Genomic DNA, 12,414 nt, shown 5'->3' with positions numbered 1-12,414 from the left:
CTGACATGAAAGACATCTTCGTCCTCCTGATCGCCGCGGCATCCTTGCTTGCGGGTACGCCGGCACTGGCAGAGCGCATCAAGGACATCGCCAACATCGACGGCGTGCGCGCCAACCAGCTGGTGGGCTATGGCATCGTCGTGGGCCTGGACGGCACTGGCGACACCTCCCCGCTGACCAACCAGGGCCTGGCCAACCTCATGGGCAACCTGGGCATGACCACCGGACAGAACCTGGCCACCAAGAATGCGGCCTCCGTGATGGTGACCACCCAGCTGCCCCCCTTCGTCAAGCCCGGCCAGACCATCGATGTCACCGTTTCCTCCCTGGGCGGTGCCAAGAGCCTGAGGGGAGGCACACTGCTCATGACCTCCCTGAAGGGCGCGGACGGGCAGATCTACGCCATGGCCCAGGGCAGCCTGCTGGTAGGGGGCGCGGGCGCCTCTGCCGGCGGCTCATCCACCACGGTGAATCATCTTTCAGCCGGGCGCATTCCGGCCGGCGCCACCGTGGAACGGGCCGTGCCCAGCCGGGTGGGGCAGGGCGATTTCATCCACCTGGAACTGAGGGAGATGGACTTCACCACCGCCAACCGGGTGAGCGAGGCCATCCAGCGCCAGTTCGGGCGGGGCAGCGCAACCCCCCTGGACGGCAGGGTCATCCAGGTGAAGGCGCCCGCCGACCCGGGCCAGCGGGTGGCATTCCTGTCCCAGCTGGAAAACCTGAACCTGAACCCGGGCACGCCCACCCCCAGGGTCATCATCAATGCCCGTACCGGCTCCATCGTCATGAACCAGCTGGTGAGCGTGGAGAAGTGCGCCATCGCCCATGGCAACCTGTCGGTGACGGTCACTGCCGAGCCCCAGGTATCCCAGCCCAATCCCCTGGCAGGCGGCCAGACGGTGGTGACGGAAAAGGCCGACATCCAGGTCAAGACCGACAAGGGCGAGCTCATGGTGCTGCCTGCCTCCGCCTCCCTCAACGAGGTGGTGAAGGCCCTCAACGCCGTGGGCGCCACGCCCCAGGACCTGCTGGCCATCCTCCAGGCCATGAAGGCCGCCGGCGCCCTGAAGGCCGAGCTGGAGATCATATGAGCCAGTTGATAGGGACAAGGGGCAAGGGGCAAGGGACAAGGAAAGCCGTTGGTTTTCGCCGTTCCTTGGCCCTTGCAGGCGCGCGGCGCCGTCCTTGCCCCTTGCCCCTGCCCATGGGGAAGGGCGCCTCAAAATGATGTCCGCCGGTTTTGTCCCCGATCGCCTGGCGGTGGACGTGGCCGATGCCCAGGCCCTGCGCCTGAAGGCCGCCAATGGCGACCGCGAGGCCCTGGTGGGGGCTGCCAGGCAGTTCGAGTCCCTGCTCGTGTCCCAGATGCTGAAGGCCATGCGCCAGACCCGGTTCAGCGATGAGGACGATCCCATGAGCGGGGGCGAAGGCATGAAGCTCTACCAGGATCTCCTGGACCAGCAGTGGGCCACCCAGATGGCCAAGGGCAGGGGACTGGGCTTCGCGGACATGATGGTGAAGGCCCTCGAAAAGCACTCGGCAGCGGTCGGTGGGCAGTCGATGGCCGGTGGTGGGTTGTCGGCGACGGGAGTGGGCCAGCCGGGAGTGGGCCAGCCAGGAGTTGGTCAGCCATTGGGCGCAAGCGATGCGCCGGCTGTGGGCGAATCAGGGTTGGTGACATCGGCGCCCTCGCCGAAGGCCTCTCCGGGGATGCAACCGCCAACTGCCAACCCGGATATTAAGGCTGGTTTCATCGCCCGCATGCGACCCCACGCCGAAGCCGCGGCTGCCGCCACGGGCGTGCCGGCGGACTTCATCCTGGCCCATGCGGCCCTGGAGTCCGGTTGGGGCCGCCACGAGATCAAGGATGGTGCAGGCAAGTCCAGCCACAACCTGTTCGGTATCAAGGCAGGCCGTAGCTGGGATGGTGCCGTGGCGGAAACCCTGACCACGGAATACCGGCAGGGCCTGCCCATGAAGATGACCCAGCGGTTCCGCGCCTACGCGGATTACGACAGCGCCTTCGGGGATTACGCGAACCTGCTCAAGACCCGTTACGGCGATGCCCTGGAGGCCGGCGCAGACGCGTCTGCCTTCGCCAGGGGTTTGGTGGCCGGAGGCTATGCCACCGACCCGGCCTATGGAAGCAAATTGCAGTCTGTCATCGCCAGGGTGGCGATGAGCGGAGTTTGAGCTGTGACAGAACGTCACTTCGAAGGTAACAGGAGGTTGCCATGCCATCAGGGATACTAGGCGTTGCGTTGACGGGCCTGAATGCGGCCCAGGTGGGCATACGCACCACGGAACACAACATCGCCAACGTCAACACCGCCGGCTACCGGCGCCAGGAGGCGGTATTCGCCGCCACCAAGGCCCAGTACTCGCCCACCGGGTATATCGGCACGGGTACCAGCACCACTTCGGTTCGCCAGCTCTACAGCCGCTTCCTGGACAACGAGGTGCTGCAGAACCAGGCCCAGCTCAGCCGCCATGAGACCTATGGCGCCCAGGCCAGCCAGATCGACAAGATGCTGGGGGATGCGGGCAGCGGTCTTTCCACGGCCCTGGACAATTACTTCGCGGCCATCAACGAGGTGGCCAACGACCCCACGTCCAACGCCGCGCGGCAGAACCTGCTCTCCGCCGGCAACAACCTGGCGGGGCGCGTCAACACCCTGGACAACAAGCTGAAGTCCATGCGTGCCGCCACCAACTCGGACATCGAGGCCATCGCCCGGCAGGTGAATGCCCTCTCAGCCCAGATCGCCGGCCTCAACAACACCATTGCCCGGGACGAAGGCGTGAACGGGCGAACGGCCAACGACCTGCGCGACCAGCGGCAACAACTCGTCTCGGACCTGAACAAGCTGGTCAACGTATCCACCATCGAACAGTCGGACGGCAGCCTCAACCTCTTCATCGGCAGCGGCCAGCCCCTGGTGGTGGGAACCCTGGCCTACGGCCTGTCCGCCGTGACCGACCCAAGCGACAGCACCCTGAAGGTGCCGGCCCTGACCCTGGGGGCCAGCACCATCACCCTGGATTCCAGCCTGATCTCCGGTGGCCAGCTGGGCGGCGTGCTGGCCCAGCGGGAGGACATCCTCCTGCCCGCCCTGGACGATCTCAACGTCATCTCCATGGCCGTGGCCAGCAGCGTGAACACGCTGCATCGCGGCGGCCTGGACTACAACTTGAACGCTGGCGTGGACTTCTTCACCAACCCGGTGGTGGCCCAGGGGGCCACGGTGGGTGAGCTCAACATGACCATCACCAACGACCTGCTGCTGGACCGGGTTGGATACCGGATCGACTTCAACGGCCCGGACTATGACGTGACCGTGCTATCCACGGGCGTGACCACGAACTACGCCAACCTCGCGGCCGTCAATGCCGCCGGACTGGGATTCACCGTGGCCGCCGGCGTGCCGGCGCCCGCTGCGGGGGAGAGCTGGCTGATCGGCGACTATGCCGGCCAGATGAGCATGGAGCTGACCAGTACCAGCCAGGTGGCGGCAGCCGGCGCGGCGGCCATCGGACCGGGGGACAACAGCAACATGCTGGCCATGGCCGACCTGAGGACCAGCCAGGTCCTCAACAACGGCACCCGCAGCTTTTCCGAAGCCTACGACGAGTCCGTCAGCCGCACGGCAAGCCTGACGGCAGAGGCGGACCTGTCCCAATCGGCCTTTTCGGCCTTGGTGGAGCAGGCCACGGCGTCCCAGCAGGAGATATCCGGCGTGAACCTGGACGAGGAAGCGGTGAACCTGATCCGCTACCAGCAGGCTTATCAGGCCGCTGCCCGGGCCATGCAGATCGCCTCGAGCCTGTTCGATGAAGTGCTCGGCATCGTCCGGTAAAGGAGAGCACCATGCGTATTGACAGTTTTTCCTACTTCAACTCGAGCCTGCCTGGCATCCGCGAGAACCAGCAGGCCATCTCCCGGCTCAACCAGCAGATCGCGACGGGCAAGGCGTTCCTCGCCCCCAAGGACGATCCCCTGGCGACGGAAAAGATCCTGCAGTTGTCCAACAGGGTGGCGGTGCGATCCCAGTTCGCCTCCAACCAGGACCGGGCCACCATCGGCCTGAGTTATGAAAGCACCGTGCTGGCGGAGATGCGCAAGACCCTGGAGGACGCCCATGACCTGATCTCCGGCGTCAGTCCTTCCCACGACAGCGGATTGCGGGACACGATCTCCCAGCAGTTGCGCAGCGTGACCCGGCACCTGCTCAGCCTGGCGAACACCCAGGACCCCCAGGGCAACTACATATTCGCCGGCGAGGCCACCACCACGGTGCCCTACGCCCACCCCCTGGACGGCACCGCCGTGGCCACCACCTACAACGGCAGCCCGTTGCTGCCCAATGCGGCGGCGCCGGATGGCCAGACAGGTCCTGGTGGTTCCCGCTGGCTCGAGGTGGACACGGGACGCTACGTCCGCGTCAACGACAACGTGGATTCGGTTTTCCAGACCGGGACCGCCAACGACCTGCTGCAGCAACTGGACGACGCCGTCGCCACCATACCGGGCGCCGCCCTCACCGTGGCCGACATCGCTGGTTGGACGTCCCTGCTCAACAGCGCCCTCACCAACCTGGACAACATCAGTCATCGGGTGGCGGCGGCCTATGGCGAGGTGGAAGACGTCCGCACCACCACCAATGCGCTCCTGCTGCTGGAAAAGAACGCCTTGGGGGACATCCAGCAGGTGGACCAGGCCTCGGCCATCGTCGAGCTGCAGTTGCGACAGACTTCCCTGGAGGCCGCCGAGCGCGCCTATGCCCGTACGGCGGGGCTGACCCTGTTCAACTTCCTGGGCTAGTAAAGGACTCCAGCAGGGCTGCCCGGACCTGGAGATCCGGACCCGAGCCGGGCAGGGCGCGGCCGCCGCCGCTACCGTATTCCCCGGGCTTCCCGAACAGATAGCCCTGGCCGTGAGAAAAGCCCAGGCGCACCACCTTGTCCAGCAATGTCTGGCTTTCGATGCCCTCGGCCACCAGGTCGTAGCCCGCGGCGATGACCATGCGGGCAATCTCCTCGATCATGAGCTGTTGCCGCGCGTTGCCGGACTCCAGCATGCGCACCATGGAGATATCGAATTTCACCAGGTCCACGGGCATGGAAGCCAGGTAGCGCAGGGAAGAATAGCCGCTGCCGAAGTCGTCCAGGGCCACGAGGGCGCCGACAGACCTGAGCCTCTGGATGTTCGCCGTGGCGGTTTCCATCTGCGTGATCAGGGCTGTCTCCGTGATTTCCACCACGATCTTGCGGCGTTGTTCCGCCTCCAGCAGGGCCACCATGGCATCCACGACCTTGGCGTTGACGATGCCCTGGGCGGAGATGTTGATGGAAACCCCCTTGCCTGGCGGCAGGGTTTCGGTGTCCATGTCGCGGTTGATGGCCCGGATGATGGCCATGTCGAATTCCGCGTCCAGGTTGCGGTCCTGGATGATGGGGAAGATGTCCCCCGGAAAGATCAGCTGGCCCTCGAAGCGGATGCGGGTCAGGGCCTCCGAGTATTCCTGCTCGATGCCCGGCAGGCGAACCACCGCCTGGTAGGCGATCTCGATGAGGTCCGGATCCTGGATGGCCCGGAACACGGCGTTGATGGAGCGGTTGGCCACCAGGGACTCCACGCTGCCGATGTCCGGCGTGTAGAACACGATCTTCTGGCCACCGGGGCGCTTGGCGGCGTACATGGCCAGGTCAGCGCGCTTTTGCAGTTCCGTGAGGGTGATGCGTTGACCTTTGCCAAGGCCGTCATCGGACACGGCCACGCCGATGCTGATGGTGACGGGCTCGGACAGTCCATGCTGGCGGAAGTCGTGGGCAAATATGTGCTCCAGGCAACGCTCGGCCACGCTCTGGGCATGGCGCGCGTCCGTATCGGTGATGAGGGTGGCGAACTCGTCGCCGCCCAGGCGATAAAGGCGGTCATCGGCCCGCAAGGCCTGTTGCAGGCATGCGGCGATGGCCTGGATCACGGCGTCGCCCACGTTGTGCCCGTAGGTGTCGTTGATGGCCTTGAAATGGTCGCAGTCGAAGAGGATCAGGGCCATGTTGTCCAGGCGCCGGTCCAGAATGCCTTCGCGCCAGTCCTCGTCGAAGGCGCGACGGTTGAAGGCGCCGGTGAGGGCGTCATGGCGTGCCTGGTCGAAGAAATCCTGGCTGGTCTGCTCCAGGTCCTGGTGCAGGTCCGCCAGCCTGGCCTGGTAGTCGTTGAAGGAGCGGCGAACATTCTCCAGTTCCAGCACGGGCAGGCTTTCCAGTCGCTGCGCCGTTATGTCGACGCCGGCATCCCGCATGGTGTCTATCTCCTCCGACAGTCGGCGCAGGGGACGGACGACCAGTCGGTTGACCAGCAACGCCGCCAGCGCCAGGGTGAGCAGCAATGCCAGGGCCAGGCGGGTCAGGCTGTTTTCGAGCAGGCGCTGGAATTCCAGCAGCTCGGGGTTGGGCTGGGCCTGGACCTGCAGATATTCCAGCGCGGAGGACGCATCCACCGCGCTGTTGGGGTCCATGCTCACCCTCAGCGTCGCCATGTCCGCATAACGGTAGGCCCGGGCATGGGTCAGTTCCACCACGAGGTCGAATTTCAGTCCCAGGTAACCCAACAGGACACCCTTGGCCGGGTCGGCGAAGACCGGGGTGTATTGATACAGGTGGTCATGCCCCGCATCACGGCGAAACAGCGTGAGGGGCGGGGAGCCCGGCAGCTTCAGCGGCATGGGGTCCGGGCTGTCGGAGTTCATCAGGATGTTGCCCGCCTTGTCGTAGAGGGCGACGCTGTCCACGGTGGGGGGAACGATGCCCACATCCCGTACCCGGTTGTCCCGCCACAGCGTGTAGTACTCGGGGAAAACCAGTTGCTGCTTGGTCTCGTCCCAATTGGCCAGGGCGCTGGAAATCTCGGTCATGCGCTTGCGCACATCGCCGATGGCCTCCGCAAGCTCGGATTTGGCCGCCTGGGTCTCGTGCAGGTGGAGCTGATGGGTGGTCTCCTCGATCTCGCGCCAGAAATAGGTCGCAATGGCCAGCAGCAGCACTGCCGAGAGTGCCAGATACAGCAGGGCCAGCCTGCTGATGCTGAGGGGCTTCAATGAGATCGGGGCCATTGCAGGCTCAGAGGGCCCTCAGTTCATCCAGGAAACGGTCCAGCAGGTCGAACTCGTACTGGCCGTCCATGAAGTGGTTGGCGCCCTCGATGACGATGACCTTGGCCCTGGTGCGCTTGAGCCGGTCCAGCCAGCCTGCCCCCAGCCGGTCATCCCGGCTGCCCATGATCATGGTGACGGGTATGCCGGTCTTGTCGACGGCATTCAGGATCTTGTCCGGCCCCCATTCCATGTAACTGAGCAGGCCTTCGGGCGTGGAGACGTACTTCTGGCAAAAGGAGAACTGGCCTTCCACGACCTTCCTGTTGCCTTTGTGCACGGACTTGCGCAGCTTGCGCACCATGCCGGCCCTGGAGGACTCGCCGTCCTTCAGGCGCCCTTCGACGATGCTGATTCCCACGAACTTGCTCACCGACCGGTCCGGGAAGTTGGATAGGTATGCCAGGTTGTAGACGTTGCCCAGGCTGTGTCCCGCCAGGATGATGGGGCGGGGATTCTTTGCCTTGAGCCACCTGATCCAGGCGCTGATCTCCTCGGTGCCGCTGGTCACGGTGTGGGTGTGGATCGACTCGCAGGCCAGGCTGCGGATCCGGTGGGGCACGCCCAGGGAAAGGGTGGGAGCCAGCACGGAATAGCCTTCCTCGGCCAGGGATTCCACCAACCTGTTGATGGTATGGAAGTTGTGGGTCTGGAGAAAGCCATGGACCAGCAGCACCGCTGGCTTGGAAGAATTTCCCTCCCGGTATTCCGCCTTCACCACCACGCGATTGGGCAGGGTCAACTCCACCAGTTCCCCCCGTGCTCCTGCGCTGAAGCAGGCGAAAAGGCAGAGAATCAGCCATCGGATCAAGGTATTCATGCTCCTCTCCATATTGTTCTGTTAAGGCCGCTAAACTCCTGCCATGAAGTTGGACGAATTTTTTTCCAGCCAGGGCCCCCTGGCCCAGACCATCACCTGTTATCGGCACAGAGCCCAGCAACTTGAGTTGAGCGGCGCAATCATGGCCGCCCTGGAGGATCGGGCGCGTCTGGTGGTGGAAGCCGGCACGGGCACGGGCAAGACCCTGGCCTATCTGGTGCCCATCATGCTGTTCGGCGGCAAGGTGATCCTGTCCACGGGCACGAAAACGCTCCAGGACCAGCTCTTCCAGCGGGACATACCCGCCGTGCGGGAAGCCCTGCGGCGGCCCATCACCGTGGCCCTGCTTAAGGGGAGGGCCAACTACGTCTGTCACTATCACCTGGAGCGGGGCCTGCTGGATGCGCGCCTGAAGAGTCGCGAGGAGGTCCAGCATCTGCAGCACATCGCCCGCTTCGCATCGGTCACCGATAGCGGCGACCGCATGGCCTGCACCGACGTGCCCGAGGACTCGCCGGCCTGGGGCTGGGCCACTTCCACCCGGGACAACTGCCTGGGGGGCGAATGTCCCCGGCACAAGGAATGCTTCGTGCTCAAGGCCCGCAAGAAGGCCCTGGAGGCGGACCTGGTGGTGGTCAATCACCACCTGTTCTTCGCCGACGTATGGCTCAAGGACGAAGGGGCCGGGGAACTGCTGCCTGCCAGCAATGCCGTCATCTTCGATGAGGCCCACCAGTTGCCCCAGACCGCCAGCCTGTTTTTCGGCGAGACCGTGACCACCGGGATGCTGGTGGACCTGTGCCGGGACGTGCGGGCCGAGTCCGCCATCTCCGCTCCGGATTTCCCGGACCTGCCCGTGGCCGCCGGCGACCTGGAAACAGCCGCCCGCCAGGTGAGGCTGGGCCTGGGCCCCAACCTGGCCAGGCTGCCGGCGGCCAAGGCCCTGGAGCGGACCGCGTTCCAGGACGCCGTGGATGTCATGGTCCAGCGCCTGGCCAGGCTGGACACCCTGGTGGAAAGCCAGGCGGAGCGGGCCGAGGCCCTGGCGCGCCTGCACGAGCGTTGCAGGGAAGCCTCCGACAGGCTGGCGCGGTGGCTTGCAAGTCAACCGCCGGGCCACCCCGGGGTTGACTCGGCCCCCTTGTCGGAGGCGGGCATGGTGCGCTGGCTGGAGGCCACCGCCCATGCCGTGCTGTTTCATGCCACGCCCCTCAACGCGGGCGAGCTTTTCGCCCGCCAGATCGAGGACGACCCCCGGGCCTGGATCTTCACGTCCGCCACCCTGTCGGTGCGCGGGGACTTCTCCCACTACCTCTCGGAGGTCGGCCTGGCGGAAGCCCAGACGGGCGTCTGGGACAGCCCCTTCGATTACCCCAGCCAGGCGCTGCTGTATGTGCCGGAGGGCATGCCGGACCCCAATTCCCCGGGCTACACCGAGGCCGTGGTGGAGGCTACCTGGCCTGTGCTGCAGGCCAGCGGCGGCCGGGCCTTCCTGCTGTTCACCAGCCTGCGGGCCATGAACGAGGCCCACCGCCTTGTCCAGGCCCGCATGACCGGGGCGGGCGAGTCGTACCCCCTGCTCCTGCAGGGGGAGAAAAGCCGCAGCGAATTGCTGGACGAGTTCCGCCGCCTGGGCAATGCCGTGTTGCTGGGCAGCCAGAGCTTCTGGGAGGGCGTGGACGTGGCCGGCGAGGCCCTGTCCCTGGTGGTCATCGACAGGCTGCCGTTCCAGCCCCCGGACGACCCCGTCCTGGCCGCCCGGGTGGACGCCCTGAAGCGGGCGGGAAAGAACCCCTTCTTCGACTACCAGCTGCCCCACGCAGTCATCAGCCTGAAGCAGGGAGCGGGGCGCCTCATCCGCCGGGAGTCGGACCGGGGCGTGCTCATGATCTGCGACCCCCGCCTGGTGGAAAAGCCCTACGGCCGCCGCATCTGGCAGGCCCTGCCGCCCATGCGCCGCAGCCGCAAGAGGGAAGACGCCATGGGTTTCTTTTCAGCCAAGGCGGAATGAAGGGGGCCCCGACATTGTTGCCAGTCCACCCGGGCGGGCAGGGTGAGGCCAGCGTCTCGAGCGGCTGCCTTGCCATGGCCTGTTCGATAGCCCTGATCTTCATGCCCATCGACCGAGCCATCGCCTTCGACAAGGTGGCCCAAATTCTCCAGACCTCCCCCGTGGCCGGGTTCCAGCATTACGCCGGCGCGGCCTTGTTCCCCTTGATGCGGCAGGGGGATGTCCTGGTGCTCAGCCGGGAACCCGACAACCCCCATGACCCCCGCGCCGTGCGCGTGTTCTGGCACGGGGTGCAGATCGGCTATGCCCCTCGGCTGGACAACGCGGACCTGGCACGGATCATGGATCGTGGCGTGGGGGTGGAGGGACGCATCCTCCACCTGCAGATCTCCCGGGATCCCTGGAAGCGTGTTCTGATGGAGATCGTCATCCCGGACCAATAGGCAAACCCCGTAGCCCCTCCGTTAAAATTCCGCCGTTCTACCCTTCACCCTTCATCCCCATGCGCCTCATCGCTTTCGACACCGCCACCGAATGGTGCACCGCCGCCCTTTGGCTGGATGGCGAGGTGGCCGTGCGCGAAGAAAGGGCAGGGCAACGCCATTCGGACCTGCTGGTGCCCATGGTCATGGACCTGCTTTCTGAAGCTGGCCTGAGCTTGCGCCAGCTGGACGGCCTGGCCTACGGCATGGGCCCGGGCTCCTTCACCGGCCTGCGCATCGCCTGCGGCGTGGCCCAGGGGCTCGCCCTGGGGGCAGGCGTTCCGGTGTTGGGCGTATCGACCCTGGAGGCCCTGGCCGAGGAGATCTGGGCGGCCCGGGGCGCGGATCGCGTGCTGGCCTGCCTGGACGCCCGCATGAACGAGGTCTACGCCGGGCTCTACCAGCGTCGAGATGATGAGTGGAGCTGCCTCATGGGCCCGGTGGTGTGCCCTCCTGATGCCGTCGCCATGCCCTCAGAGGCCGGGGTCACGGGCGGTGGCCCGGGATTTCAGGCCTATCCCGCACTGAAGGAAAGGGCAGAGAGGCACCTGCAAGCCCTGGAAGGCGATGCAATCCCCCATGCCCGCTCCGTCGCAAGGCTGGCCGCTCCCCGTTTCGCCCGCGGCGAAGGCTTGCCCCCGGAGGCTGCCGAACCGCTGTACATCCGCGACAAGGTGGCCCTCAAGATATGCGAACGTTGAGACGGGCATGAGCGCCGTATTGAAGCCCCTGGCCATGCAGTTCCGCCCCATGCGGGAGGAGGACCTGGACGAACTCCTGCGCATCGAGCGGGCCGTCTACCCCTATCCCTGGACCATGGGCAACTTCCGCGATTGCCTCGGCGCGGGCTATTCCTGCTGGGTAGGAGAGATCGAGGGACGCCTGGCTGGCTACTGGCTGATGATGTCCGTGGTGGACGAGGGCCACATCCTCAACTGCTGCATCGCCCCCCACTGGCAGCGCCAGGGGTACGGCCGGCAACTCATGGCCCATCTTTTCCAGGTGGCCCAGGACCACAACAGCCATAGCCTCTACCTGGAGGTGCGGGTTTCCAACGAAGCCGCCAAACGCCTCTACGCCAGCCTGGGCTTCGAGTTCATCGGCCAGCGCAGGAACTACTACCCCACGGACAATGGCCGCGAGGACGCCCTGGTGATGAGGCGGGTGCTGTGAGGACTACATCGTGAGCCTGGGACGGGAAGACCGCCTGCGGGAACTGGGCCTGTGGCCGGCATGGCGTCTCAAGGATGGCCGACAGCCCGCGGTGGGCACTGGGCAGCCGGACGAGCACCAAGCTCCCGAACCGTCCTCTGCGGATGCCCCATGCCCCGTTTCCCGGTCCCCACTTCCCACTGTCGACCTGGAAGATTGGGATACCCTGGCGGCCGCCGTAGCCGCCTGCACCCGATGCGACCTGCACAAGACCCGCACCCAGGGCGTCCTGGGGGTGGGGGACCGCAATGCCGACTGGCTGGTGGTGGGGGAGGCCCCGGGCGCGGAGGAGGATCGCCTGGGCCAGCCCTTCGTGGGCCAGGCGGGCAAGCTGCTGGACGCCATGCTTGCGGCCATCGGCCAGGCCCGGGGCCGCAACGTCTACATCGCCAACGTGCTCAAGTCCCGGCCCCCGGGCAACCGGGACCCCAGGCCGGATGAAGTGGCCGCCTGCGTGCCCTATCTTGAGCGCCAGATCGACCTGATCCGGCCGAAGATCATCCTGGCCCTGGGACGCTTCGCCGCCCAGAGCCTGCTGCTCACCGACACCCCCATCGGCCGCCTGCGGGGCAAGGTGCACGAATACCGGGGCGTGCCCCTGGTGGTGACCTATCACCCCGCCTACCTGCTGCGCAATCCGGCCGACAAGGCCAAGGTTTGGGAAGATTTGTTGCTGGCCCAGCGGACGCTGCGCGCTTTGTGAGGAGCAAGGAGCAAGGTCGGCGCTTCGCG

Annotated in this window: 11 protein-coding genes; 9 read left to right on the top strand and 2 right to left on the bottom strand. The window is 65.9% G+C overall.

All coding sequences use genetic code 11. From position 1 onward, the window contains the following. Positions 1–5 precede the first annotated feature (5 nt). From H6935_03035 to H6935_03020, 4 genes are all read left to right on the top strand, one after another. Entirely contained in the window at positions 6–1,094 is a 1,089-nt protein-coding gene (locus H6935_03035) for a flagellar basal body P-ring protein FlgI (protein ID MCP5277317.1), read from the top strand. A gap of 133 nt (positions 1,095–1,227) precedes the next feature. Further along, on the top strand, positions 1,228–2,196 hold the full coding sequence (flgJ, locus tag H6935_03030) for a flagellar assembly peptidoglycan hydrolase FlgJ (protein ID MCP5277316.1): 969 nt from the start codon (positions 1,228–1,230) through the stop codon (positions 2,194–2,196). A 41-nt stretch (positions 2,197–2,237) separates the two neighbouring features. Continuing rightward, positions 2,238–3,860 (top strand): flagellar hook-associated protein FlgK, encoded by a 1,623-nt coding sequence (gene flgK / locus H6935_03025; protein MCP5277315.1) that lies wholly within the window; start codon positions 2,238–2,240, stop codon positions 3,858–3,860. Positions 3,861–3,871: 11 nt separating this feature from the next. After that, positions 3,872–4,825, top strand: a complete 954-nt coding sequence (locus H6935_03020; GenBank protein MCP5277314.1) for a hypothetical protein — start codon at positions 3,872–3,874, stop codon at positions 4,823–4,825. Here the strand turns inward: H6935_03020 and H6935_03015 are convergent. Together H6935_03015 and H6935_03010 are read right to left on the bottom strand one after the other, a co-directional pair. Then, a complete protein-coding gene (locus tag H6935_03015; GenBank protein ID MCP5277313.1) occupies positions 4,809–7,118 on the bottom strand; it encodes an EAL domain-containing protein in 2,310 nt (769 codons plus the stop codon). The genes H6935_03020 and H6935_03015 overlap by 17 nt on opposite strands. Before the next feature lie 7 nt (positions 7,119–7,125). Beyond that, positions 7,126–7,977, bottom strand: coding sequence for an alpha/beta fold hydrolase (locus H6935_03010; GenBank protein MCP5277312.1), 852 nt, complete (start codon positions 7,975–7,977; stop codon positions 7,126–7,128). Between the two features lie 43 nt (positions 7,978–8,020). On the opposite strand from H6935_03010, the gene H6935_03005 reads away from it, so the two are divergent. The 5 genes from H6935_03005 to H6935_02985 all read left to right on the top strand — a co-directional run bounded on the left by H6935_03005 (position 8,021) and on the right by H6935_02985 (position 12,385). Then, positions 8,021–9,988 carry an ATP-dependent DNA helicase gene (locus H6935_03005; GenBank protein ID MCP5277311.1) on the top strand — a complete coding sequence of 656 codons (1,968 nt, stop codon included), beginning with the start codon at positions 8,021–8,023 and terminating at the stop codon, positions 9,986–9,988. Positions 9,989–10,062: 74 nt separating this feature from the next. Next, positions 10,063–10,431: an HIRAN domain-containing protein gene (locus H6935_03000; GenBank protein MCP5277310.1), complete on the top strand. Its 369-nt coding sequence runs from the start codon at positions 10,063–10,065 to the stop codon at positions 10,429–10,431. A 59-nt stretch (positions 10,432–10,490) separates the two neighbouring features. After that, positions 10,491–11,171 (top strand): tRNA (adenosine(37)-N6)-threonylcarbamoyltransferase complex dimerization subunit type 1 TsaB, encoded by a 681-nt coding sequence (gene tsaB / locus H6935_02995; protein ID MCP5277309.1) that lies wholly within the window; start codon positions 10,491–10,493, stop codon positions 11,169–11,171. A gap of 7 nt (positions 11,172–11,178) precedes the next feature. After that, a complete protein-coding gene (gene rimI / locus H6935_02990; protein ID MCP5277308.1) occupies positions 11,179–11,643 on the top strand; it encodes a ribosomal protein S18-alanine N-acetyltransferase in 465 nt (154 codons plus the stop codon). 16 nt (positions 11,644–11,659) lie between these two features. Beyond that, positions 11,660–12,385 (top strand): uracil-DNA glycosylase, encoded by a 726-nt coding sequence (locus tag H6935_02985; GenBank protein MCP5277307.1) that lies wholly within the window; start codon positions 11,660–11,662, stop codon positions 12,383–12,385. The last annotated feature ends 29 nt before the right edge of the window (positions 12,386–12,414 follow it).

Source organism: Thiobacillus sp. (genome assembly GCA_024235835.1).
Taxonomy (GTDB): domain Bacteria; phylum Pseudomonadota; class Gammaproteobacteria; order Burkholderiales; family Thiobacillaceae; genus PFJX01.
This window is presented reverse-complemented; position numbering and strand designations above follow the sequence as displayed.